Below are 21,936 nucleotides of genomic sequence, written 5' to 3'. Positions count from 1 at the left end.
TTCATAGAAGACGTAGGTCAGCGTCACCAGCATGACCCCGGCCCCGATCACGCCACCGATCCGCTTGAGCGATATGCCCGACAGCAGCACCATCACGAACCACACCCCGCTGAACAGGATGGTCGATCCGAAATCGGGTTGAGTCATCAGCAGGATGGCAATTCCGCCCATCAGCCCGGTACACAGTTCGATCACCGGCAAGTGTGGATCGCGCACCCGCCATGAGAGGATCCACGCCATCATGATCGCGAAAGCTGGCTTCAGAAATTCGCTGGGCTGAAGCGAGATGCCAAGGTTGATCCAGCGCCGCGCGCCGTTGACCGAAAAGCCGATCGCCGGAACCAGCAGTAGCCCCGCCAGCATCGCAAAGCCCAGCACGATGCCGACCCGCCGCGCCATCTCGCGGCTCAGCATGCTGGCCCCGAACAGCGCGATCAGGCCCAGAAACTGCCAGCGCAAGTGGATGTAGAAAAAGTGCAGGTCATCCAGCTTGATCCGCGCGGTTGACAGGCGCCGCGCGCTGGCCGGGCTTGATGCAGCGACCGCGGCAGTGCCGATTGCCATCAGCACCAGCACCAGCACCAGCAGCGTCCGGTCGATCTCGCGCCACCAGATAGCAAATTCATTGCGGCGGTTGCGGCGCTGGCGCAGCGGCGTCACCTCGATCGCAGAGCGCGTGCCGCGCGGGGCAAGCGGCGGGTTCGAAGCCATCAGCGCGGCCCTCCCGCTGCGGCGGCAGCCAGTTCATCGGCGCCAAGCGCCAGCACGATCTGGCGGAAGGCATCGCCGCGCGCTTCATAGTCGCGGAACTGGTCAAAGCTGGCGCAGGCCGGGGATAGCAGCACGACATCGCCGGGCCTGGCCTCGTTCATCGCCTGGCGGATCGCCTCGCACATCATTTCGCTGCGCCGCACCGGCATGACCTCTTCAAGCAGCAGGGCAAACATCGGACCGGCCTCGCCAATGGTATAGGCGGCGGCGATATTGCCAAAAAACGGTGCGCATTCATCCAGGTTGTCGCCCTTGGGCAGGCCGCCGACGATCCAGTGCACGCGGCGCTCCGGGTTGGGCGGAAAAGCAGCCAGCGCCGGCGCGGTCGAGGCGGGATTGGTCGCCTTGCTGTCGTTGATGAACATCACCCCGCCCAGATCGGCGACCCGCTCCATCCGGTGCGGCAGCCCGCGGAAGCTGGCCAGTGCCGGGCCCCACTGCGCCGCCGTAAGCCCCAGTGCTTCGGCCACGGCCACGGCCACGCCAGCGTTCTGAAGATTGTGCGGACCCTGCAGCGAAGGCCAATCGGCCTGCATCGCCGCCAGGTCCCTGCCATCGACACTGCGGACCTTGCCGGGTGCACGCATCTGGCTTTCGCGCGCGGCGATGGCCTGGGTCTTGGCATCGGACATGCCGAAAACGGCCACCTGATCAGCCCGCTGCATCGCAAACAACCGCGCCTTGGCGGCGGCATAGCCGGTAAACCCGTCGTAGCGATCGAGGTGATCGGGGGTGATGTTGAGCAACACCGCGACATCGCATTCAAGGCGGTGGGTGAGATCGATCTGGTAGCTCGACAATTCGAGCACATAGACCCCGCCCGCATCGAGCGGGTTCTGCCCCAGGATCGGCAGGCCGATATTGCCGCCCATCTTGGCCGGCAGCGCCGCGCTTTGCACGATGTGGTGCAGCAGCGCGGTGGTGGTGGATTTGCCGTTGGTGCCGGTAATTCCGACCACGCGGTGCGCTGGAAGTTCGGGCCGACAAAGCGCGAACAGTTCGATATCACCGATCACCGGAACGCCAAAGCTGGCGGCATGGCCGGCAATCGGATGCCGGTTGAGCGGCACGCCGGGTGAAACAACCACGCCTTCAAACCCGGTCAGGTCGAGGCCGACAGGATCGGCCAGCGTGCAGCGCCCTTCGAGTGTGCGGCGCGGCTCCTCGCGGCTGTCCCACGCGGTCACTTCAGCGCCGCCAGCCAGCAGACTTTCCACCGCCGACATGCCCGAGCGGGCCAGCCCGAGCACCGCGTATTTCTTTCCGGAAAAGGCGGTTGCGGTGATCATCTGAGTTTGAGCGTCGAAAGTCCGATTAGCGCCAGCACGATCGAGACGATCCAGAAACGGATCACCACGGTCGATTCCTGCCAGCCCAATTGTTCGAAATGGTGGTGGATCGGGGCCATCTTGAACACCCGCTTGCCAGTGCGCTTGTACCAGAACACCTGAACGATCACCGACACAGCTTCCATCACGAATAGCCCGCCGACGATCGCCAGCACGATCTCATGCTGCGCCGCCACCGAAATCGCGCCCAGCGCGCCGCCCAGCGCGAGGCTGCCGGTATCGCCCATGAACACGGCCGCCGGCGGGGCGTTGAACCACAGAAAGGCCAGCCCCGCGCCCATGATCCCGGCGCACAGGATTGCCAGTTCGCCCGCGCGCGGCACGTGCGGGATCCCCAGATAGGCGGAAAAGTCAGCCCGGCCGGCCAGGTAGGCGATGATCGCAAAGGTGCCTGCGGCGATGATCACCGGCATCGTTGCCAGCCCGTCAAGCCCGTCGGTCAGGTTGACCGCATTGCCCGCGCCGACGATCACGAAGGCCGCAAACACATAGTAGAACGGCCCGAGCGGGATGAAACGATCGGAAAAGAACGGGACGTAGAGGTTGGTATCAACCTGGCTGACGAGGATCCACGAGGCCACCCCGGCGACGAGAAATTCCGCCGCCAGCCGCACCCGCCCCGGAACCCCGGCCACTGTGCTTTTCCTGACTTTGTCGTAATCGTCGAGGAACCCGATCAGGCCAAAGCCGATGGTCACCGCCAGGCAGGCCCAGACCAGCGGGCTGGAAAGATCCATCCACAGCAGCATCGAAGTGATCAGCGAAACCAGGATCATCAGCCCGCCCATGGTCGGCGTGCCGCGCTTGGCGAAGTGGCTTTGCGGTCCGTCTTCGCGGATCGGCTGGCCCTTGCCCTGGCGCATGCGCAGCATGACGATAAAGCGCGGGCCGATCAGCAGCCCGATCACCAGCGCCGTCATCAGCGCCGCGCCGGCGCGGAACGTCTGGTAGCGGATCAGGTTCGCAATCCCCTCAAACTCAAAATAGTGCGCGATCAGGTAGAGCATCGCCTGCTCTTAATCCTTTTGCTGTGCGAGCGCGGCGACCACGGCGCCAAGCCCGACCGAATTCGACCCCTTGACCAGGATCGCGTCGCCGCCTTCCAGGCCAAACTCCAACAGCGCCGCTTGCGCTTCGGTAGCCGTCCGGCAATGCGCGATGGAGGGCCGCTTGCCAAGCAGTGCCGCGCCAGCCTTCCCCAGTTCATCGGCCAAGGGCTGCATCTCGTCGCCCACCAGCACCACATGGTCGATCTGCGCCGCCAGGACCGGATCGGCCAGCGCCGCGTGAAACGCCGGGCCGTGCTGGCCCAGCTCCTTCATTGTGCCCAGCACCGCGATGCGGCGGCGCGCCGGGGTGATCCCGAGCTGCGCCAGCGTAGCCCGCATCGAGGCGGGATTGGCATTGTAGCTTTCATCGATCAGCAGCGCCCGGCCAGAACTATCGCCGCCGGGCACCGCGATGGTCGTACGCTGCCCGCGACCTTTCAGACCCTGCATCTCGGCCAGCGCCAGTCCCGCCGCGCCCAGATCGCCGCCGGCGGCGCGCACCGCAGCCATGACGGCCAGCGAATTGCTGATCCAGTGTTCACCCGGTTCCGCCACGGTATAGCAGACGCGGCGGTCCCCCAGATCGGCGGTGACCAGCGATCCGCCGCCGGACGCAGGTACGGCATCGAGCAGGCGGACATCGGAATGGGCTGCCCGGCCGAAGGAAACGACGGCGATCCGTTGTTGTTCTGCCGCCTCCTTCAACCGGGCAAATTGGGGACTGTCTGCCGGAATGATCGCGATCCCGCCGGGCTCCAGTCCCTCGAATATCTCGGCCTTGGCGTCCGCGATCGCTTCGATCGAGCCAAGGTTTTCAATGTGCGCCGGGGCGATCGTAGTGATCACCGCCACGTGCGGACGGACCTGCGCGGTCAGCGCGGAAATCTCGCCCTTGTGGTTCATCCCCATTTCGAACACGGCATAGCGGCAGCGCGCGTCCATCCGCGTCAGGCTGAGCGGCACACCGACATGATTGTTGTAGCTTTTGACCGAACGGTGCGCCTTGCCCCGGCTCGAGCGGTCAAGCGCGGCAAAAATCGCCTCTTTCACTCCGGTCTTGCCGACCGATCCGGTCACCCCGATAATCCGCGCAAAAGTTCGGCACCGTGCCGCTTTTGCGAGGAGTTCAAGTGCGCTTGAGGTATTACTGACGAGGATGTGTGGGCCATCGACCGGGCGATCGACCACCACCGCCGCCGCACCTCTGGCAAAGGCCGAGGCCACGAATTTGTGGCCATCCATGGCCTCGCCCTTGAGCGCGAAAAACAGGTCACCCGGCACCACGTCGCGGCTGTCGATCTCGACGCCGGACACCTGGAACTGGCCCATCGCCACACCGCCTACTGCGCGCGCGATCTCGACCGCGTCCCACAGCGCGAGACCGAGCTGGTCCTCGATGAGGTCTGGCCAGGCAATGATCGGGGCCAAAGCATTCATGCAGCGCACTCCCTGGCAACGGTTACATCGTCGAACGGCAAGACGCGGGTTGCCTCGCCGCTACCCACGATCTGGCCTTGTTCGTGGCCCTTGCCGGCCAACAGCACGACATCGCGGCTACCCGCTTCGGTAACGCCCAGGCAGATCGCCGCGCGCCGCTCGCCGCCATCGCGCAATTTCCCGGCTCCGCCAGCCAGCACCGCAGCGCGGATCGCGGCGGGATCTTCGCCGCGCGGATTGTCGTCGGTGACAATGCCCAGATCAGCGCCGCCTGCAACCGCCGCGCCCATCGGTCCGCGCTTGCCCGGATCGCGGTCGCCGCCCGCGCCAAAGACCACGATCAGGCGGCCGGCGGTGTGCGGGCGGAGCGCGGAAATTGCGGCTTCCAGCGCATCGGGGGTATGGGCATAGTCAACATAGACCGGCGCACCGGCGCGGGTGATCGCGGCGCGTTCCAGCCGCCCGCGGACCGGTTGCAGCCGCGCCAGCGCATCGAACACCTGCGCTGCCGAACCGCCGGTGGCCAGCACCAGTCCGGCCGCTACCAAGGCATTAGCAGCCTGATAAGCCCCGATCAGCGGCAGCTTGATCGTCCGCGTTTCGCCCGCCCATGCGATCTGCAGTTCCTGCCCCAGTTGCCCCGGCGTGCGGGCGAGGAGGCGGATGCCGCTTTCATCGGCCCCCGCACCCACGCCCAGCAATTTCAGCCTGCGCGCGCGGACGTGATCCACCGCGCGCGCCGACCACGGATCGTCCAACCACACCACGGCGCTGCCAGCGGGATCGACCACCTCGTCAAACAGCCGCATCTTGGCGGCGAAGTAATCGTCCATGTCCTTGTGGTAATCGAGGTGATCGCGCGACAGGTTGGTGAAAGCGGCCGCCAGCACCCGCGGCCCTTCGCTGCGGAACTGCGACAGGCCGTGGCTTGAGGCTTCGAAGGCGACGTGAGTCACCCCTTCGCGCGCCAACCCGCTCATGTTGGCCAGAAACGTGACGACATCGGGCGTGGTCAGCCCGGTCGAGATGCTTTCGTCAGCAGTTGTAACCCCCAGCGTGCCGATCGAGGCCGCGCGCTCACCCCCCATGCGCCAGATCTGGCGGGTCATTTCGGCGATCGAGGTCTTGCCGTTGGTCCCGGTGACCGCGACAACCGTTTCGGGCATCGGCGTGAAAAACTGCGCAGCCAGCCGGGCAAAGACGCGGCGCGGCTCCGCATCGGCGATGTGCACCGCGCCCGCAACCTGCGCTTGCGGGCTTGCGACGACCGCTACCGCGCCAGCTGCGACCGCCGCCGGGATAAAGTCCTCGCCATTGAATTGGGTGCCACGGAACGCGCCGAACACGGTGCCAGGCGCAACCTTGCGGTTGTCGATCGCAAAGCCGGTAACTGTGGCTTGGCCGCCAGCCGCCAGCGCGATCCCTGCGCTCTCAGCCAGCGTGCCCAGCTTCATTCGCCATCTCCGCTGCCGACCAACGGGGCCAGGTCGCTGATGTCCACATCGCGGGTCGCATCGGGCATCACCCCCAGCAACGGACCGATCCGCGGCACCAGCCGCCCCACCATCGGCGCGGCGTTCCACGCAGCGGTGCGTTGGCCCGATGTGGCAGCGGTGCCCTGCGGCGCATCAAGCATCGCGATGATCACGTAACGCGGGTGGTCCATTGGGAAAGCGGCGGCGAAAGTGGCGATGATATTGGTGCGCTGATAGCCGTGCGTGCCGGGCTTTTCGGCTGAACCGGTCTTGCCGCCGACCCGGTAGCCCAGCGCATTGGCCTTGCGCCCGGTGCCCAGGTCCACGATCAGACGCAGCAACTGGCGCATCCGCGCGCTGGTCGATGCCTTGAACACGCGCAGGCCCGGTACTTCGGTGCCCGGCGCGATCCGGATCAGGGTCGATGGCCGCCAGATGCCGCCGTTGACCATTGCGGCATAGGCCTGCGCCAGATGCAGCGGGGTCATCGCCAGGCCATGCCCGAACGAGACGGTCATGGTGGTGATCCGCGACCATTTGCCTTTGGGATAGATCGGAAAACCGCGCGCCGGCAGTTCGATCGCCGCGCGCTGGTCCATTCCCAGCGACCGCAGCGTGGCGTTGAGCCGTTCGCCGCCCAGTTCATCGCCAACTTGCGCAGTGACGATGTTGGACGAATGGATCAGCGCTTCGGGGATGTTAAGCGAACCGCCAAAGCCGTGGCTGTCACGGATCTGGAAGCCGCCGATCTGGATCGGACGGTTCGACTGGTAGCGCCGCGAAAGGTCGGTCACCGTCCCGGCATCGATCGCTGCGGCGACCGTCACCGGCTTTAGCACACTGCCCAGTTCGAACACCTGGTTAGTCACGCGGTTGAAGATGTTGGCTTCGCCCGCGCGGTCGATCAGGTTGGGATTGAACGAAGGCAGCGAAGCCAGTGCGACCACTTCGCCGGTATCGACATCAAGCACCACCCCGGCTGCGCCCTGCGCATTGCTGTCGGTCATCGCCTTGAACAGCTCATCCTCGAGCGCGCCCTGCACGCGGGCATCGATCGACAGCATGGCCGGCTGGCCGCCGGTCGCGGGATCGGTCAGGCGCTTGTTGAAAACCTGCTCCATCCCGACATGCCCGCCGCCATCAGCGCCGACAAAGCCCAGCACGTGCGCGGCCATCGAACCTTGCGGGTAAAACCGTTCGGTTTCGCGCGGGAATTCCAGCGCCGGTTCGCCCAGCAGGTGGATCTTGTTGGCATCTTCGGGCAGGATCCGGCGGCGCAGATAGCCCGGCTTGCCATCGGCCAGCCGCTTGGTCAGTTCGCCGGCGTTCATGTCGGGGAAAATCTGCACCAGCGCCTGCGCCACATCGTGCGGGCTGCGCACCAGCGGCGCACCGTCATCGCCCAGCGCTGCCGGATTGTACCACAGCGCATAGGCCGGGAAAGCGCGGGCCAGTGGCACCCCGTTGCGATCGACAATATCGCCGCGCGGCGCGCTGAGCATAAGCGCCCCGTCGTTTGCCGCACCGGCATCGAACAGGCCCAGGAAGGCAATCCGCAGCAGCGCCAGCGCAGCAACCAGCGCAAAGCCCAGCACCACCCACAGCACCCGCCACTTGGCCACCAGCAGACTGCGCGTGCGCACATCGACCAGCTCGCGCCGGCCCGTGGTGATCGCAGTGCTGATGGCCATGGTGTTCATTCGCTGCGCGGTTCCGGTTCGCTGACGCGGCTCAGCCGTTCGCCAAGGTTTGCGGCGGTCGTGGGCCTTTTCCTGGTGCCGTCGCGGTCAGGTTCTGCGGCCATCGCCTTGCCGGTCAGCGGGCTGACCATGCCCGGCAGGTTGCTGTCCTGGGTCAGCGATGCCGCACTGGCCACGCGGATCGGATCGGGGGCATCGGGGCCGCGCGCCTTGCCCAGCGAAGCCAGCTGACGCTCGTTTTCCAGGTACTGCCCGGCGGTCGGCGCCTGATAGCCGAATTCGACATCGTTGAGCGATTTCAACTGCTGCTGGTTGGCGCGCGCTTCGAATTCGGTTTCAAGGAACAGCGCCTGCTGCCGGGCCACGGCAATCTTGCGCTCGGTCAGCCGCACCTGGCTTTTGACCGCATTGACCCTGAAGGTCAGCGCCACGGTGAACGCCAGGCAGAACAGCAGGACCGCAGCCCAGCCCATCGAATGCAAACGATCACGGGTCAGGTTCATGCCGCTCTCCTGTGCTGGGGCGGGGCCGAAGTGCGCGTGGCGGCGCGCAGCGTGGCGCTGCGGGCGCGGGGATTGCGGTCAAGTTCCGCTGCGCCGGCGCGGATCGCGCGGCTGACATCGGCAAAAGTCGGGGCGGTCTGTGCAGCGATGACCGGGAGATGGCGCGAACCGCCGGCAACCGCGCCGCTGGCATCGCGCAGGAACTGCTTGACGATCCGGTCTTCAAGACTGTGGAAGCTGACCACCGCCAGCTTGCCGCCGGGCCGCAGCAGCGTTTCAGCTGCGGCAAGGCCAGCGTTCAGCTCATCCAGCTCTGCGTTCACGTGGATGCGGATCGCCTGAAAGCTGCGGGTGGCGGGATCCTTGGGTGCGCCGGGGCGATGGCCCAGCGCCTTGCGTACGATGTGCGCGAGTTGCCCGGTGGTTTCAAGCGGACGCGCAGCAACGATCGCGCGGGCGACGCGGCGCGATTGGCGCTCTTCGCCGTACTGGTACAGCACGTCGGCGATTGTGCTTTCGGCGGCGGTGTTGAGGAAATCGGCAGCGCTTTCCCCCGCCTGGCTCATCCGCATGTCGAGCGGGCCATCGGCGGAAAAAGCAAACCCGCGCACCGCCTGATCGAGCTGCATCGAGGAAACGCCGATATCCATCACCACGCCATCGACGTGGGCCACCCCGGCAAGCGCCAGGGCATCGACCATTTCGGAGAAACGACGCGGGTGAAGCACCAGGCGCGGCCGGTGTTCCGCAGCTTCGCTCCACCCGCTGGCGCTTTCGATCGCATCGGGATCGCGATCGAAAGCGTGGACCGATGCCCCCAGGTCGAGCAGGCGGCGGGTGTATCCGCCGGCCCCGAAGGTGGCATCGACAATCACCGCGCCGGTTTCGGGCGAAAGCGCGGTAATCACTTCATCAAGCAGGACGGGAACGTGTGGGGGCGGCGGCGTCATTTGCGCCCCTTGCCCGCCTCGGCCTGGGCCAGAAGATCGGCGCAGGCTTCGATCGCGTCTTCCCAGCCCGCGCCCATCTGGGCAAGCTCGGCCGGGTTCCAGATCGTGAACATCTTGCCGCCGCCCTGAAAGAACGCGGCGCCATCCAGCCCAACCTGCTTGGCATAACGTTCGGGCAGCACAAACCGCCCGCTATCGTCAAACGGCACGCGGCCAAAGCCATACATCTGCTGCGAACGGAAATCGCGATCAAAATCGGTGCCGCGTTCCAGCGCGATGCTTTCTTCGCGGTTGAGTTCGGCTTCGAATTCATCGACCCGGCCAAGCCCGAAGGCGGTCAGGCATTTCCAGCGCGGGTGCTTGGCCAGGCACAGCACGCGCTCGCCATTTCCCGAATCGCGCACCGCTTTCCTGAAATCGGGGGGCAGCACGAAGCGGCCCTTTTCGCCCAACAGCGAAAAGCCCTGACCGCTAAATACAATTGGCCTGCCAGCCTCCACGTGCCCCGCCCCACCTCATGCCGGAATTGCTCCCGGACGCGAAAAATAGTCCTCCCGCCCCGGACGCGCGCCCTCGCGTCCAGACCACCTTTTCAAGGTGCGGCGGCAGTAGTTGCTGTCGATGAAAAGGAGCATTAGCCCGCTATCAACGGGGATGGAAGGGAAAATTGCGGGAAATCACGGGATTAGACGGTAAATTATTGATTTACTTTAGATTCATTGTTGTGATTTGCGCCGCACAGTCTTCAAGTTTCTCATTTGTTCTCACGTGAAATCAAGCCCTTGCAGCGCGTTTTGCAGCCAAGGGGAGAGCCGTCCCGCGATTTCCCCGAATCTGTGGATCGATTGGCGCGCAGAGCCGGTCAGCGCACTGCGAAAGCGGCGTCAAGCAGGCCCGAAAGCCCCGTTTCGTGCGCCGCGTCGCCCGCACCGGGATCAAGCACGCTGGCATCTGCCAGGGCGTAGACGCGGCCTTTGCCGATAGCGCAGGTGGCCACCAGCCCCTCGTCCCACAGCCGGCAATCGGTGCCGCGCACAATCGCGAAACGGCCCGGCAAGTCTACCGGTACGGCCAGCCCCATCGCCGAGGCGCTGCGCAGTCCGGCCGGCTGGGCGTCATCGAAATCAAGCCGCAGCCCCCAGTGGTCCAGCACAGGCGAGAGCATCGCGATCACCTGCGGCCGCCGCGGATCGCCAAGCGCAAACGCGGTATCACCGGTATACATCGGATCGGCCAGCAGCAGCAGCCTGCCTCCGCGCCGCACCCAGGCATCGAGCGCGACGTTTTCCGCAGCGCTCAAGGCGCGTGGCTGGGCCAGCACAAGGCGGCTGATCCCGGCCAGCGGATCGCGCCCGCCCTCGCCCACCAGCGCATCGAGCGCAACTGGCTGGCCGTGTCGTTCGATCACCGCGCGCGGCCACGGCGGCGGGGCATCAAGCGTCAGCCCGGCGCTTTCGGCAAAGATCAGCGGGATCGATCCGAACAGGCCGATCGGTGCCTGGCTGCGCGGATGGTTGGCGCGTCCGAACATGACGGCACCCGCCAGCAATACCGCTGCCAGGCCTGCCCAGAGTATGATTTTGTGCTTAATTGTTCTGCCCGGCCGGAGCAGTCCGCGCGGGCTGCGCTGCGCCCGCGGGGGCCAGTTGCGCCGCCGGGACCTGATCCGGCGAACTTGACGGCACCACGCCCGCTTCGGCCAAAGGATCGGAATCAACCACCGCGGCGGGGCTGACGCTGCCCGATACCCGCGGCTGGGTGGCGGCATCGGCCTGGCGGGCGCGCTCGTTGATAATGCTGGCCAGGCCGACAATCAGGATAATCGCGGCGATCCCGAACAGACCGGCCTGCAACCGCTGCACCGCCTGGGCGCGCAATTCGCGCGCGCCGGGCGGCATGTAATGCTGCGGCGCAGTCAAAGGATCGAGGACCCGGCGTGGCGGTTGGCTTGCCATCGCGGCGCAGACTAGCCGATCAGGCCAGCCAAGGGAAGACCGGCAGACTTTTGCTGCGCAGCCACGCGGCATTGTAGAGGCTGGAGAGGTAGCGGAAGCCGGTGTCGCACAGGATCGTTGCCACACGCGCGCCGGGTTTTCCTTGCGCGACCAGCTGCTGGCCCAGCGCGATCGCGCCCGCCACGTTGATGCCCGAGGACAGACCCAGGCACAGCCCCTCTTCGGCCAGCAGGCGGCGCACCCATTCAAGGCCTTCCTCGTCCGAAATCCGGAACTGGGTATCGATCGGCGCGCCTTCGAGATTGGCGGTGATCCGCCCCTGCCCGATCCCTTCGGCGACCGAGCTGCCTTCGGCCTTGAGTTCGCCATTGGCGTAGTAATTGTAAAGCGCTGCGCCGTGCGGGTCGGTCAGCGCGATCGTCACCTTCTCGTCAAACGCCTTGAGGCCCAGCCCGACCCCGGCGATCGTTCCGCCGGTGCCAGCCGCGCAAGTGAATCCATCGATCCGCCCGTCCATCTGCTCCCAGATTTCGACCGCAGTGCTTTCGATGTGGGCCTTGCGGTTGGCGACATTGTCGAACTGGTTGGCCCAGACCGCGCCGGGGGTCTCTTCAGCCAGGCGGCGCGAGGTGTGGACGAAATGGCCGGGGTTGGAAAACGGCGCCGGCGGGACCAGCACCAGCTCGGCCCCAAGGGCGCGCAAGGTGTCCATTTTTTCCTTGGACTGGTTTTCGGGCATGACGATCACCGTCTTGTAACCCAGCGCATTGGCCACCAGCGCCAGGCCGATCCCGGTGTTGCCAGCGGTGCCTTCGACGATCGTGCCGCCGGGCTTCAGCAAGCCCTTCGCTTCGGCATCGCGGACGATCCACAACGCCGCGCGGTCTTTCACCGAAGCGCCGGGATTGGTATATTCGCACTTGCCCCAGATCTCGCAGCCCGCCGCTGCGCTGGGCCCCTTGAGGAGCACCAGCGGGGTGTTGCCGATCAGATCAAGGGTGGATTTTTGAGCGGTAGGACTGGTCATGCAGCGAAAGTTAGGTTGGCGGTGCGGCAAGCGCAACGCAATTGCTCTTTCACCCTATGAAGATCCTCTCCATTTTTGGCGAATGCCACAAATGGCGAGGTGGCATTTGCGCCAGCAAATGACGGAGGGGTTTCTACCCTTGCGCCATTACCCCTCCGTCAGCGCTGCGCGCTGCCACCGCCCCAGATGTGCTGCGCAAATCTGGGGAGGATCGAGATAGCTCAATCCTCCGGTGCGATCGTCACCTTCAGGCCGTCGACAGCATCACTCATATGCAGCTGGCACGACAGGCGCGAATTGTCCGCACGGTGGTCGGTCGAATCGAGCAGGTCGTTCTCATCCTCGCTCAGCGCGTCGACCTTGTCGGCAAAGGCTGCGTCGACATAGACGTGGCACGTAGCGCACGAGCAACAACCGCCGCATAGAGCGAGCAGCTCGTCAAAGCCCGCGTCGCGGATCGCTTCCATCACCGAAACGCCGTTCGCCGCTTCAACTTCCTGTTCAACACCGGCACGGTTGACCACCACAAGCTTGGGCATCTTTGCGTCCTTCTAGAATTGCGCCTGTTCGCGCGTTGGCCGGGCTGCTAATCGCTTGGCCATTCTTTGGCAAGTGGGACCGGACATGGGCTTAAGTGCAGGACAATTGAAGGCCGGCATCGACGCCGTGGCAGTGCTGGAGCCCGGCTTTGCCCGCGCAGTGAAAGCGGCGGGCTATCCCGAACCGCGGATCCGCCCGCGCGGCTATGGCACCTTGATGCGCACCATCGTTGGCCAGCAGGTCAGTGTCGCAGCCGCCGCGTCGATGTGGCGCAAGTTCGAGGCGCACGCCGGGGAGGAACTTGATCCGCAGCGCGTGCTCGATGCCGATTTCGACACCTTGCGCGCCTGCGGCCTTTCGCGGCAGAAACAAGGCTATATGCGCAGCTTGTGCGAACTGGTGGTAACCGGACAGCTCGATTTCGAAGCGCTCCCCGCCGATGACGAGGAGGCGATTGCCCAGCTGACCCTGATCAAGGGGATCGGCCGCTGGTCCGCCGAAATCTACCTGCTGTTCGCCGAAGGGCGGCAGGACGTGTGGCCGGCTGGCGATCTTGCGGTGCAAGCAGGCCTCCATAAGCTGCTCGATCTTGAAGCCCGCCCGTCGGAAAAGCTGACCCGCGAAATGGCCGAAAAATGGCGCCCGCACCGCGGCGCGGCGGCGATCTTCACCTGGCATTGCTATAACAACCCGGCGCTGTGATTTCCCCCCTCCCGCTTGCGGGAGGGGGACGGCAGCAAGTGATGCCACATTGCGCAGACTGCTGACAACGCTGTAAGCGGGATCGAAGTTAGAGATTCGCGGGAGGAGCCAGCCATGGCGCACAAGACCATTTTCATTACCGGCGGGGCCAGCGGGATTGGCCGCGCGGTGGCGGTGAAGTTCGGATCGCAGGGCTGGTTCGTCGGGCTGGCCGATGTCAACGAAGCCGGGATGCGCGAAACGGCGGCAATGATCCCGGCGGGCATGAGCTCCACCCACAAGCTCGACGTGCGGGACCGGGCGGCGTGGGATGTGGCACTGGCAGACTGCGCCAAGGTCAGCGGCGGGCGGATCGACGTGGTGTTCAACAACGCCGGAATCCCGCTCGGCGGCAACCTTACCGATAATAACACTGCCGAAATCGAGCGCTGCCTCGATATCAACCTCAAAGGCGTGCTGTTTGGCGCGCAGGCGGCGCATCCCTGGCTCAAAGCGAGCGCGCCGGGATCGTGCCTGCTGAGCACCGCCAGCGCGGCCGGGATCTATGGCTCGCCTGGGGCCTCGGTCTATTCCGCCACCAAGTTCGGGGTGCGCGCGCTGACCGAATGCCTCGATGGTGAATGGGCGGCTGATCAAATCAAGGTGGCTGATCTGATGCCGGCCTTCATCGACACACCGCTGATCGACATGACCCCCAACCAGCAAACCAACGAGCACATTCGTGGCCGAGTGCAGAATGCCGGGCTGGAGATTACCCCGGTTGCAGACGTGGCCGAAGCCGCGTGGAACGCAGTCCATGGCACCGCGCTCCACACCCGCGTCGGCAAAACCGCCCACCGCCTCGCCTTCGCCGCGCGCTGGATGCCGGGTCGGCTGCGCAAGATGGGCAAGGCCAGCGGAAAGCCGCTGGGCGGGCGGTGATCGGGTCTCCCCATCGCAAGCCGATGGGGAGGATCCTAGGCCAGCGCCCCCGCCAGTTCCGCCAGTTTCCGTACCGAATTCATATTCCGCGCCGTGCCAATCTTGGCTGCCGGGACCACCAGCCTGGAATCAGCCATACCCCCACCATAGTCGATGAAGATCTCGCGTCGCCCCAGCGCCAGCACTTCGTCCGCCTGATGCCGCACGCCATCAAGGCTTAACGCCGCATCGCTGAACACCGCCACCACCCGGTTGCCGGGCCGATCCGGCCAGGGGCAACGTGCGGTGACATCGGCCAGTTCCTCCGCGCTACGCACCAGCACGCCAATCGGCTTGCCCCACTCGGCCGCGATCGCTTGTTCCAGCACAGCACGCAGCACGTTCTCGCCAAGCTCGCTGGCGAAAATCAGGTTGCCACTGGCGATATAGGTCCGCGCCTGTTCCAGCCCCAGTCGCGTCGCCAACGCCGTCAGATCGGCCATCGGAATCTTGTTGTTGCCGCCCACGTTGACAGCGCGCAGCAGGGCGACCCAGCCGGTCAAAGATAGCCCGCAATCGCCCGCACCATCGCCGCATCGCGCGCGCTGAGCCCATCGGCATCGTGCGTGGTCAGCGTCATGTCAACGCGGCTGTAGACGTTGAACCATTCGGGGTGGTGATCGTGCTTGTCGGCATAAAGCGCGACGCGCGCCATGAAGCCGAAGGCCGCGTTGAAATCCTTGAACTTGAAGCTGCGGGTGAGCGCCTTGCCATCTTCGCGCAGCGTCCAGGCGGGCACCTCGGCGATCAGGGCGGCAGTTTCGGCTTCGGTCAGGCGGGGGATCGGCATCGGGCTCTCCTTGGCAGGTGCGCAGCTTTCCCCTATCGCGCAGCCCCATGCAAGAGTGCCGCCTCGCTGCGAACGAATTGGCCTGCCGCCGCGGCGACCGCTTGCTGTTTGCCGGGCTCTCGTTCGCACTGGAAAGCGGCGCTGCGCTGCAACTGGCGGGATCGAACGGGATCGGTAAAAGCAGCCTGATCCGTATTCTTGCGGGGCTACTGCCGGCATGGTCGGGCATGGTCGAGTGTATCGGCACGCTGGCTTTGGTCGACGAACGCCCCGCGCTCGATCCGCACCTGTCGCTGAGCGAGGCGCTGGCTTTCTGGCAACGGATCGATGGCCCGCACGACAACCAGGCCGCGCGGCTGGGGCTGGCGGAACTGGAGGAGGTGCCGGTGCGCTATCTTTCAACCGGCCAGAAAAAGCGCGCCGCGCTGGCCCGGCTGATGGCCCAGGCCGCGCCGATCTGGCTGCTGGACGAGCCGCTCAACGGGCTCGACGCCAAAGGTGCGGCGCTGGTCGAAGCGATCGTTGCCGATCATTGCGCCGAAGGCGGGATTGCGGTGATTGCATCGCATCAGCCGTTCAGACTGGAACGGCTCCAAAGGCTCGAGCTGGCAGACTTCCTCCCTTCCCCGTCGGGGAAGGGTCGGGGATGGGGGCTCGACGGTGGCGCAGAACCCCCACTCCAAGCCCTCCCCGCTGGGGAGGGGCTTTCATGAGCGTACTCCTCACTTTGCTGCGGCGTGACCTATCGCAATTGCTGCGCGGCGGGCGGCGCGGCGGGGCTTCGTTGCCGGTGCTGTTTTTCCTCGCGGTGGCGATGCTCTATCCCTTTGCGGTCGGGCCCGATGCGCCCTTGCTGTCCAAGACCGGCGGCGGGATGCTGTGGGTCGCGGCGCTGCTGGCTGCGGTGTTGCCGCTTGACCGGTTGATCGAGCCTGATCTTGAGCTTGGCATGTTCGACCAGTGGGCAATGCGCGGGATTTCCGAGGAACTGGTGGTGGCGGTGCGAATGCTGGCCCATTGGCTCAGCTTTGGCCCGCCCTTGATGCTAGCCGCCCTGCCCGCCTCGGCGCTGGTCGGGATCGACGGAAAGACGCTGCGGCTGGTTGAGCTTGGCTTGCTCGCCGGAACTCCCGGCCTTGCCGCGCTGGGTGTGCTGATCGCCAGCATCACCGCCACCCTGCGCGGCGGTGCGGCCTTGGGGGGCATGCTGCTGATCCCGCTGGCGGTGCCGCTGCTGGTGTTCGGCGCAGGCAGTCTGGCGACCGGCGGCGAAGCGGGGCTGGCGCTGTGCGGCGCGGTTAGTCTGGTTTACCTCGCGCTGACGCCCTTTGCCGCAGGCGCTGCGATCCGGGCTGGGCGGGGTTAGGCCAGCAAAGTATCGCTACAGTCGATAAAGTACGAACAGGCTGCGCAGACCCAATAGGGCCATCGGAACGCTCATCAGTATGATCGACAGGTTGAGATAGCTGCCGTGCCAGAGCATCTGCCAGATACTGAATCCCAGCGCAGCCACGAGCCAGACAATCATGACCAACCAATTGGTCCTATCGAGTAAGAATTCTTTCATCATCGAATTCCTTAATAAGGCGGCTTATCCAAACCCTTCGGACTGGCCGTAAAGATCTCACACCCGTCCTCGGTGATCCCGATCGAGTGTTCGAACTGCGCCGACAAGGACCGGTCCCGCGTTACCGCCGTCCAGCCATCCTCAAGCAACTTCACGCCTGGCTTGCCGAGGTTGATCATCGGTTCGATCGTGAAGAACATCCCCGGCTTCAGCTCCGGCCCGGTCCCGGCGCGTGCGGCGTGGACCACTTCGGGGGCATCGTGGAATATCCGGCCGAGGCCATGCCCGCAAAATTCGCGGACCACGCCATAACGCTGGCGTTCGGCATGGGCCTGGATCGCTGCGCCGATATCACCCAGCCGCGCGCCGGGCCGGGCCTGTTCGATCCCCAGCATCAGGCATTCATAGGTCACCTCGACCAGCCGTTTGGCTTTCAATGGCACATCGCCGACCAGATACATCCGGCTGCTGTCGCCGTGCCAGCCATCAAGCAGCGGGGTGACGTCGATATTGACGATATCGCCGTCTTTCAGGGTCTTGTCCGAAGGAATCCCATGGCAGACCACGTGATTGATCGAGATGCAGCAACTGTGCGCATAGCCGCGGTAGCCCAGCGTCGCCGGCACCGCGCCATTATCAAGGTTGAACTGGCGCACGAAATCATCGAGCGCGCCGGTGGTCACGCCCGGCTGCACCAGCGGTGCCAGCGCATCGAGCGTTTCGGCCGCCAGCCGCCCGGCCGCGCGCATGCCCGCAAAGCCGGCCGGCCCGTGCAGCTTGATCGTGCCATCGCGCAGCTGCGTGTCGGCGTCGGTAACTGTCTGGTATTGCGTCATGGCTGCTAGATAGCGCGAAACACGTCAAATTGCGAGGGGGTCAGCGGCCCGGTGCAAAGAGGCTGCGGTATTCGGGCTTGACCGCCCTGATCAGCGCCGGGGTCACCGGCAGTGTCACCTCATAGCTGCCCTCGGCATAGGAACCCGCCATATAGGGATCGCCGATCAGCCCGATGCGGGTGAAATGCGCCCTGTCGCCCGATCCGAGCAGCACGGTGACCTCGCTGGGGGCAAGGCATTTGTCGAACTCAGCGCCGCTGGCCGGATCGACCTTTCGTTCGCGGCGCTTGCTGCGTTCGGCATTGAGCGCGGCGCAATAGGGCTGGCCGAACGCCGCATCGAACGCGGCTTTGGAGACAAACAGCGAAAGGGGTTCGCGGCGGCGGCCCGCCACCTTGTCCCAGACCAGCGCATAGCTGCCCGAATTGCCGTGCGCTCCGCCGGTGAACGCATAGCTTTCAGCCTTGAGGCTGAGCCAGCCGGGCAGGTCGGTAACCACCGACCATTCGATGCTGCGGTCGTAAGGATTGAAATCATAGCCACCGCCTTGCGCGTCGGTACGGCCCTGCTTGGCCGCGTCGACCAGCGCGCTGCGGGCCTTGTCCTTTTCGCCATCGAGTTCGGCCTTCAGCGCCGGGATGCCTGCTGCTGCGGCCGGGTAGGCAAAGGCGAAATGGAACAGCTTGCCGTCCTCGTCGATCTTCACCGCACCCGGTGCGGCGGCGGCGGTGGCGGCAGCGGAATCAGGCGCAGCGGTCACCGCGGCCACAGCGCCGCTGCTGGCCTGCGCGGCGGGCTCTGCCTGATCGGGCGCTTTGGAGCATGCCGCCAGCAGCAGCAGCGGGATCACGGCAGCCTTGCGGGTCATCGGCACATTTCCTCTCGCGCTTGCCGCGCATGTGCGGCTATCAGGCGCGCATTATGACCGACAAGAACGCCTTGATCCAGCCCGATAAGGGTCAGCCCGCCTTAGCAATCCACCTGATCGACAAGACCGGGCTGGATGATTTTGTCCGCTCGCTCTCCGCCCCGCAGCGCGCCGCGCTGGCGGCGCAGAAGTTTGTCGCCGATGGCTATGGCTATGCCATCGTGCCCGATGGTGACGGCTGGTTCGTGGTTTCGGGCGTGGCCAATGTGGCCAGCCTGTCCAGCTGGTGCCTGTCAAAACTGGCCGAAGTGCTGCCCGCTGGCACCTATCGCCTCGTAGCAGCGGAGCCTGGCCCTGCCCTGTTCGGCTGGGTCACCGGGCAATACCGCTTCGAACGCTACCTCTCCGCGCCCAGCGAGGAAGGCGCGCGCGTGCTGCTGACCAAGGATGTCGCGGGAATCGCCCCGGCGCTGGCCGAAGCCGCCGCCACCGCGCTGGTCCGCGATATGGTCAACACCCCGGCGGAGGACATGGGCCCGGCCGAGCTCGAAGGCCTCGCATCACAGGTCGCAAAGGCGCACGGCGCAGAGCTCAAGGTGACCAAGGGCGACGCCCTCGAACAGGGTTTCCCGATGGTCCACATGGTCGGCCGCGCCGCCGCGCGCGAGGCTGCTCCGCGGCTGATCGAACTGACTTGGGGCAATCCCGCGCATCCCAAGGTGGCGCTGGTCGGCAAGGGGGTTTGCTTCGATTCGGGCGGGCTCGATATCAAGCCCTCGTCCGGCATGCTGCTGATGAAGAAGGACATGGGCGGCGCGGCGCATGCCCTGGCGCTGGCCCAGCTGGTGATGCAGGCCAAGCTCAAGGTGCGGCTGCATTTGCTGATCCCGGCGGTCGAAAACGCGATTTCGGGCAACGCCTTTCGCCCCGGTGACGTGCTGAGAAGCCGCGCCGGGCTGTCGGTCGAGATCGGCAACACCGATGCCGAAGGGCGGCTGGTGCTGGGTGATGCCTTGACCCGTGCGGGCGAGGAAACGCCCGAGCTGGTGATCGATTTCGCCACGCTGACCGGCGCGGCGCGGGTCGCGCTGGGGCCGGATCTCCCCGCGATGTTCGCGCGCCGCGATGAAACCGCCGATGAATTGCTCAAGGCAGGCGAGGCGGCTGACGATCGCTGCTGGCGCCTGCCGCTGTTCGATGGCTACCGCGAATACCTCAAAAGCGACATCGCCGATCTCAACAACGCCGGCGGCAATGGCTTTGCCGGGGCCTCGGTGGCGGCACTGTTCCTCGACAAGTTCGTGCCCGAGGGCGTGGACTGGGCCCACTTCGACACCTTCGCCTGGCGCCCCGCCGCCAAGCCCGGCCGCCCCAAAGGCGGTGACGCGCTGGGTCTGAGGGCGGCCTGGGGGCTGTTAAAGGGGCGGTATGGATAGCTTGCTAGAAGGGCCAACCGGCGCTAATCGCCCGCTCTTCCAGTTTGGGAAACCTGAGACCTTGACCGCCACCACCATCCCGACCGGGCAATTAACCCTTTCCGGCCCGGCTGAAAAGCTGGATGCGGCGCATTGGCCAGTGCGCGGGGATCTGGCGCACATCCGCCTGGCGGGCAAATGCTTCGTGCCGCACTATGCCGTGCCGATGGAATTCAAGGTGGTGCCAAGCGGTGCCAAGCTGTTCGCGCTGAACAGCAAGGACAGCGAAGTTCGCGCCACGCTGGGCGGCAACAGCGCGTTCAACGTGCTCGACATGTCCGGTGACTGGGCCTGGGGCCAGGTCGGAGATGACGGGTTTGTCGGGTATCTGCCGCTGGTCGCGCTCGCTGCGGTATGACCCACACCCTGTTCATTGACGGTGCCGCCGGCACCACTGGGCTCGAAATCGCCCAGCGGATGGCCGCGCGGCCTGAATTCGAATTGCTGATCCTTGACGATACTCAGCGCAAAAGCGCTGCGGCGCGCCGCGATGCCTATCACGCCGCCGATTTCGCCGTGCTGTGCCTGCCTGATGAGGCGGCGGTTGAGGCGGTTGCCTTGGCCGAAGGCAGCAAGGTGCGGATCATCGATGCTTCCAGCGCGCACCGCACTGCGCCAGGCTGGACCTATGGCTTTCCCGAACTGATCGGGCGCGACCGGGTAGCCGCAGCGGCCCGCGTTTCGAACCCCGGCTGTTATCCCACTGGCTTCCTCGCGCTGCTTGCGCCGCTGATCCGGCAGGGCCTGCTGCCGGGCGACTGGCCCTACACCTGCCACGCCGTTTCGGGTTTCTCGGGCGGCGGCAAGGCACTGATCGAACGGTTCGAGGCCGATGGCGACATCGCTTACCGCGATTACGGCCTGGCGATGGGGCACAAGCACGTACCGGAAATGCAGGAGTATGCAGGCCTCGCCCATGCCCCGCTGTTCGCCCCCGCCGTGGTCCCGGCGCACCGCGGCATGGTCGTCGAAGTGCCGCTGCACCTTGGCATGATGAAGCGCGCCGCGCCAACCGACGGACTGCGCGATCATCTGCGCCATTTCTACGCCGATAGCCTGGTGGTCCGCCTCAACGAGGAAACCCCCGACGAGTTGCTGCTGCGCGGCTCTGCCCGCCCGAATGACCGGCTTGAACTCTATGTCTTTGGCAGCAAGGACGGCAACCAGGCGCGGCTCGTCGCGATGCTCGACAATCTTGGCAAAGGCGCCAGCGGTGCTGCGGTGCAAAGCCTCAACCTGATGGCCGGGCTGGAGGAGACCGCAGGATTGATGCTGTAACGTCGTCCCGGACTTGATCCGGGACCGCTGGCATCACCACTCCAGCTCAGCTTCGTGACGCCAGCGGTCCCGGATCAAGTCCGGGGCGACGGATGCCTTCTTTTTGTGCACCACCTGCTGAATATTCAGGCAAAACTTCACGCCCCGCCACGTTTCAATAATTGCGCAAGCTACGCATCAGCGATTCAAATCTTGCGAATACGCCCTTTTCGGCTGCCTTCACTTGGCTTAGGGCTTCGCGCAGGCTGCTGGCACGATTCTTGATAGGTGGGTGCCCGCAGCAACGTAAAATCCCGGGCCGCAATTGCGGCACCGGCTTGCTGCGCAGGGGAATGCAACGTGAAAAAGATCGAAGCGATCATCAAGCCGTTCAAGCTGGACGAGGTCAAGGAAGCGCTCCACGAAGTGGGCGTTTCGGGCATCACGGTCACCGAGGCCAAGGGCTTTGGCCGTCAGAAAGGTCACACCGAACTCTACCGCGGCGCCGAATACGTGGTCGATTTTCTGCCCAAGGTGAAGCTTGAAGTGGTGGTCCCCGATGCCTTGGCCGAACGCGTGGTCGAAGCGATCGCTGCGGCGGCGCAGACCGGCCGGATCGGCGACGGCAAGATCTTCGTGATCCCGGTGGAAAGCGCGCTGCGCATCCGCACCGGCGAGCGCGATAACGACGCGATTTGATTTCCCCCCTCCCGCCTGCGGGAGGG

General features: G+C 65.4%; 26 protein-coding genes. 8 read left to right on the top strand and 18 right to left on the bottom strand.

What is annotated here, in order from left to right; genetic code table 11:
- The 13 genes from RMN99_RS05930 to RMN99_RS05870 all read right to left on the bottom strand — a co-directional run.
- Window positions 1-711 (bottom strand): FtsW/RodA/SpoVE family cell cycle protein (locus RMN99_RS05930; RefSeq protein WP_309622379.1); only part of this gene is annotated, 711 nt, incomplete at its 3' end.
- Window positions 711-2,060 carry a UDP-N-acetylmuramoyl-L-alanine--D-glutamate ligase gene (murD, locus tag RMN99_RS05925; RefSeq protein WP_309622378.1) on the bottom strand — a complete coding sequence of 450 codons (1,350 nt, stop codon included), beginning with the start codon at window positions 2,058-2,060 and terminating at the stop codon, window positions 711-713. The genes murD and RMN99_RS05930, both read right to left, overlap by 1 nt.
- Entirely contained in the window at window positions 2,057-3,127 is a 1,071-nt protein-coding gene (mraY, locus tag RMN99_RS05920; RefSeq protein WP_309622377.1) for a phospho-N-acetylmuramoyl-pentapeptide-transferase, read from the bottom strand. Before mraY ends, murD begins: the two co-directional genes overlap by 4 nt.
- Before the next feature lie 9 nt (window positions 3,128-3,136).
- The gene (gene murF / locus RMN99_RS05915; protein ID WP_309622376.1) at window positions 3,137-4,606 is read right to left on the bottom strand and encodes a UDP-N-acetylmuramoyl-tripeptide--D-alanyl-D-alanine ligase; all 1,470 of its coding nucleotides are present in this window, start codon (window positions 4,604-4,606) and stop codon (window positions 3,137-3,139) included.
- The gene (locus tag RMN99_RS05910) at window positions 4,603-6,060 is read right to left on the bottom strand and encodes a UDP-N-acetylmuramoyl-L-alanyl-D-glutamate--2,6-diaminopimelate ligase (protein WP_309622375.1); all 1,458 of its coding nucleotides are present in this window, start codon (window positions 6,058-6,060) and stop codon (window positions 4,603-4,605) included. Before RMN99_RS05910 ends, murF begins: the two co-directional genes overlap by 4 nt.
- On the bottom strand, window positions 6,057-7,781 hold the full coding sequence (locus RMN99_RS05905; protein WP_309622374.1) for a penicillin-binding protein 2: 1,725 nt from the start codon (window positions 7,779-7,781) through the stop codon (window positions 6,057-6,059). The genes RMN99_RS05910 and RMN99_RS05905 overlap by 4 nt, the downstream gene beginning before the upstream one ends.
- The gene (locus RMN99_RS05900; protein WP_309622373.1) at window positions 7,778-8,284 is read right to left on the bottom strand and encodes a hypothetical protein; all 507 of its coding nucleotides are present in this window, start codon (window positions 8,282-8,284) and stop codon (window positions 7,778-7,780) included. The genes RMN99_RS05905 and RMN99_RS05900 overlap by 4 nt, the downstream gene beginning before the upstream one ends.
- A complete protein-coding gene (gene rsmH, locus RMN99_RS05895) occupies window positions 8,281-9,234 on the bottom strand; it encodes a 16S rRNA (cytosine(1402)-N(4))-methyltransferase RsmH (RefSeq protein ID WP_309622372.1) in 954 nt (317 codons plus the stop codon). Before rsmH ends, RMN99_RS05900 begins: the two co-directional genes overlap by 4 nt.
- Entirely contained in the window at window positions 9,231-9,686 is a 456-nt protein-coding gene (locus tag RMN99_RS05890; RefSeq protein WP_309622371.1) for a division/cell wall cluster transcriptional repressor MraZ, read from the bottom strand. Before RMN99_RS05890 ends, rsmH begins: the two co-directional genes overlap by 4 nt.
- Window positions 9,687-10,096: 410 nt before the next feature.
- Entirely contained in the window at window positions 10,097-10,765 is a 669-nt protein-coding gene (locus RMN99_RS05885) for an ABC transporter (RefSeq protein WP_309622370.1), read from the bottom strand.
- A 55-nt stretch (window positions 10,766-10,820) separates the two neighbouring features.
- Complete coding sequence (locus tag RMN99_RS05880; RefSeq protein WP_309622369.1) at window positions 10,821-11,189, bottom strand: hypothetical protein; 369 nt, start codon at window positions 11,187-11,189, stop codon at window positions 10,821-10,823.
- A gap of 19 nt (window positions 11,190-11,208) precedes the next feature.
- A complete protein-coding gene (locus RMN99_RS05875; protein WP_309622368.1) occupies window positions 11,209-12,216 on the bottom strand; it encodes a cysteine synthase A in 1,008 nt (335 codons plus the stop codon).
- Window positions 12,217-12,437: 221 nt separating this feature from the next.
- Complete coding sequence (locus RMN99_RS05870; RefSeq protein ID WP_309622367.1) at window positions 12,438-12,755, bottom strand: 2Fe-2S iron-sulfur cluster-binding protein; 318 nt, start codon at window positions 12,753-12,755, stop codon at window positions 12,438-12,440.
- Window positions 12,756-12,840: 85 nt separating this feature from the next.
- Here RMN99_RS05870 and RMN99_RS05865 point away from each other — a divergent pair, with 85 nt between their 5' ends.
- The gene (locus tag RMN99_RS05865) at window positions 12,841-13,458 is read left to right on the top strand and encodes a DNA-3-methyladenine glycosylase 2 family protein (RefSeq protein ID WP_309622366.1); all 618 of its coding nucleotides are present in this window, start codon (window positions 12,841-12,843) and stop codon (window positions 13,456-13,458) included.
- 114 nt (window positions 13,459-13,572) lie between these two features.
- Entirely contained in the window at window positions 13,573-14,379 is an 807-nt protein-coding gene (locus tag RMN99_RS05860; RefSeq protein ID WP_309622365.1) for an SDR family oxidoreductase, read from the top strand.
- Window positions 14,380-14,414: 35 nt separating this feature from the next.
- Here RMN99_RS05860 and RMN99_RS05855 read toward each other — a convergent pair whose 3' ends face one another.
- Both RMN99_RS05855 and RMN99_RS05850 read right to left on the bottom strand, forming a co-directional pair.
- Window positions 14,415-14,921: a DUF1697 domain-containing protein gene (locus tag RMN99_RS05855; RefSeq protein WP_309622364.1), complete on the bottom strand. Its 507-nt coding sequence runs from the start codon at window positions 14,919-14,921 to the stop codon at window positions 14,415-14,417.
- Window positions 14,918-15,208, bottom strand: a complete 291-nt coding sequence (locus RMN99_RS05850) for a 4a-hydroxytetrahydrobiopterin dehydratase (protein ID WP_309622363.1) — start codon at window positions 15,206-15,208, stop codon at window positions 14,918-14,920. Before RMN99_RS05850 ends, RMN99_RS05855 begins: the two co-directional genes overlap by 4 nt.
- Window positions 15,209-15,255: 47 nt before the next feature.
- Here RMN99_RS05850 and ccmA point away from each other — a divergent pair, with 47 nt between their 5' ends.
- The gene (ccmA, locus tag RMN99_RS05845; protein ID WP_309622362.1) at window positions 15,256-15,921 is read left to right on the top strand and encodes a heme ABC exporter ATP-binding protein CcmA; all 666 of its coding nucleotides are present in this window, start codon (window positions 15,256-15,258) and stop codon (window positions 15,919-15,921) included.
- Window positions 15,918-16,574 (top strand): heme exporter protein CcmB, encoded by a 657-nt coding sequence (locus tag RMN99_RS05840; protein ID WP_309622361.1) that lies wholly within the window; start codon window positions 15,918-15,920, stop codon window positions 16,572-16,574. The genes ccmA and RMN99_RS05840 overlap by 4 nt, the downstream gene beginning before the upstream one ends.
- Window positions 16,575-16,589: 15 nt before the next feature.
- Here RMN99_RS05840 and RMN99_RS05835 read toward each other — a convergent pair whose 3' ends face one another.
- The 3 genes from RMN99_RS05835 to RMN99_RS05825 are packed head-to-tail and all read right to left on the bottom strand — an operon-like array spanning window position 16,590 to window position 18,479.
- Window positions 16,590-16,775 (bottom strand): hypothetical protein, encoded by a 186-nt coding sequence (locus RMN99_RS05835; RefSeq protein ID WP_309622360.1) that lies wholly within the window; start codon window positions 16,773-16,775, stop codon window positions 16,590-16,592.
- An 11-nt stretch (window positions 16,776-16,786) separates the two neighbouring features.
- Window positions 16,787-17,611, bottom strand: a complete 825-nt coding sequence (gene map / locus RMN99_RS05830; RefSeq protein WP_309622359.1) for a type I methionyl aminopeptidase — start codon at window positions 17,609-17,611, stop codon at window positions 16,787-16,789.
- A gap of 40 nt (window positions 17,612-17,651) precedes the next feature.
- Window positions 17,652-18,479 (bottom strand): DUF4163 domain-containing protein, encoded by an 828-nt coding sequence (locus tag RMN99_RS05825; RefSeq protein ID WP_309622358.1) that lies wholly within the window; start codon window positions 18,477-18,479, stop codon window positions 17,652-17,654.
- Window positions 18,480-18,532: 53 nt separating this feature from the next.
- On the opposite strand from RMN99_RS05825, the gene RMN99_RS05820 reads away from it, so the two are divergent.
- The 4 genes from RMN99_RS05820 (at window position 18,533) to RMN99_RS05805 (ending at window position 21,910) form a co-directional block, all read left to right on the top strand.
- The gene (locus tag RMN99_RS05820) at window positions 18,533-19,915 is read left to right on the top strand and encodes a leucyl aminopeptidase family protein (RefSeq protein ID WP_309622357.1); all 1,383 of its coding nucleotides are present in this window, start codon (window positions 18,533-18,535) and stop codon (window positions 19,913-19,915) included.
- Between the two features lie 61 nt (window positions 19,916-19,976).
- Window positions 19,977-20,312 carry an SH3 domain-containing protein gene (locus RMN99_RS05815; RefSeq protein WP_309622356.1) on the top strand — a complete coding sequence of 112 codons (336 nt, stop codon included), beginning with the start codon at window positions 19,977-19,979 and terminating at the stop codon, window positions 20,310-20,312.
- A complete protein-coding gene (argC, locus tag RMN99_RS05810) occupies window positions 20,309-21,232 on the top strand; it encodes an N-acetyl-gamma-glutamyl-phosphate reductase (protein ID WP_309622355.1) in 924 nt (307 codons plus the stop codon). The genes RMN99_RS05815 and argC overlap by 4 nt, the downstream gene beginning before the upstream one ends.
- Window positions 21,233-21,571: 339 nt before the next feature.
- Window positions 21,572-21,910, top strand: coding sequence for a P-II family nitrogen regulator (locus RMN99_RS05805; RefSeq protein WP_309622354.1), 339 nt, complete (start codon window positions 21,572-21,574; stop codon window positions 21,908-21,910).
- The last annotated feature ends 26 nt before the right edge of the window (window positions 21,911-21,936 follow it).

It is taken from the genome of Novosphingobium sp., assembly GCF_031417815.1.
In the GTDB taxonomy this organism is placed as follows: domain Bacteria; phylum Pseudomonadota; class Alphaproteobacteria; order Sphingomonadales; family Sphingomonadaceae; genus Novosphingobium.
This window is presented reverse-complemented; position numbering and strand designations above follow the sequence as displayed.

Bases quoted from the DNA above. Each gene is read 5' to 3' on its own strand.
- RMN99_RS05865 (WP_309622366.1), top strand. From the start codon at position 12,841: ATGGGCTTAAGTGCAGGACAATTGAAGGCCGGCATCGACGCCGTGGCA.
- murF (WP_309622376.1), bottom strand. From the start codon at position 4,606: ATGAATGCTTTGGCCCCGATCATTGCCTGGCCAGACCTCATCGAGGAC.
- RMN99_RS05835 (WP_309622360.1), bottom strand. From the start codon at position 16,775: ATGAAAGAATTCTTACTCGATAGGACCAATTGGTTGGTCATGATTGTC.
- RMN99_RS05860 (WP_309622365.1), top strand. From the start codon at position 13,573: ATGGCGCACAAGACCATTTTCATTACCGGCGGGGCCAGCGGGATTGGC.
- mraY (WP_309622377.1), bottom strand. From the start codon at position 3,127: ATGCTCTACCTGATCGCGCACTATTTTGAGTTTGAGGGGATTGCGAAC.
- murD (WP_309622378.1), bottom strand. From the start codon at position 2,060: ATGATCACCGCAACCGCCTTTTCCGGAAAGAAATACGCGGTGCTCGGG.
- RMN99_RS05900 (WP_309622373.1), bottom strand. From the start codon at position 8,284: ATGAACCTGACCCGTGATCGTTTGCATTCGATGGGCTGGGCTGCGGTC.
- map (WP_309622359.1), bottom strand. From the start codon at position 17,611: ATGACGCAATACCAGACAGTTACCGACGCCGACACGCAGCTGCGCGAT.
- RMN99_RS05820 (WP_309622357.1), top strand. From the start codon at position 18,533: ATGACCGACAAGAACGCCTTGATCCAGCCCGATAAGGGTCAGCCCGCC.
- ccmA (WP_309622362.1), top strand. From the start codon at position 15,256: ATGCAAGAGTGCCGCCTCGCTGCGAACGAATTGGCCTGCCGCCGCGGC.
- RMN99_RS05905 (WP_309622374.1), bottom strand. From the start codon at position 7,781: ATGAACACCATGGCCATCAGCACTGCGATCACCACGGGCCGGCGCGAG.
- RMN99_RS05840 (WP_309622361.1), top strand. From the start codon at position 15,918: ATGAGCGTACTCCTCACTTTGCTGCGGCGTGACCTATCGCAATTGCTG.
- RMN99_RS05910 (WP_309622375.1), bottom strand. From the start codon at position 6,060: ATGAAGCTGGGCACGCTGGCTGAGAGCGCAGGGATCGCGCTGGCGGCT.
- RMN99_RS05875 (WP_309622368.1), bottom strand. From the start codon at position 12,216: ATGACCAGTCCTACCGCTCAAAAATCCACCCTTGATCTGATCGGCAAC.
- RMN99_RS05870 (WP_309622367.1), bottom strand. From the start codon at position 12,755: ATGCCCAAGCTTGTGGTGGTCAACCGTGCCGGTGTTGAACAGGAAGTT.
- RMN99_RS05825 (WP_309622358.1), bottom strand. From the start codon at position 18,479: ATGACCCGCAAGGCTGCCGTGATCCCGCTGCTGCTGCTGGCGGCATGC.
- argC (WP_309622355.1), top strand. From the start codon at position 20,309: ATGACCCACACCCTGTTCATTGACGGTGCCGCCGGCACCACTGGGCTC.
- rsmH (WP_309622372.1), bottom strand. From the start codon at position 9,234: ATGACGCCGCCGCCCCCACACGTTCCCGTCCTGCTTGATGAAGTGATT.
- RMN99_RS05880 (WP_309622369.1), bottom strand. From the start codon at position 11,189: ATGGCAAGCCAACCGCCACGCCGGGTCCTCGATCCTTTGACTGCGCCG.
- RMN99_RS05885 (WP_309622370.1), bottom strand. From the start codon at position 10,765: ATGTTCGGACGCGCCAACCATCCGCGCAGCCAGGCACCGATCGGCCTG.
- RMN99_RS05850 (WP_309622363.1), bottom strand. From the start codon at position 15,208: ATGCCGATCCCCCGCCTGACCGAAGCCGAAACTGCCGCCCTGATCGCC.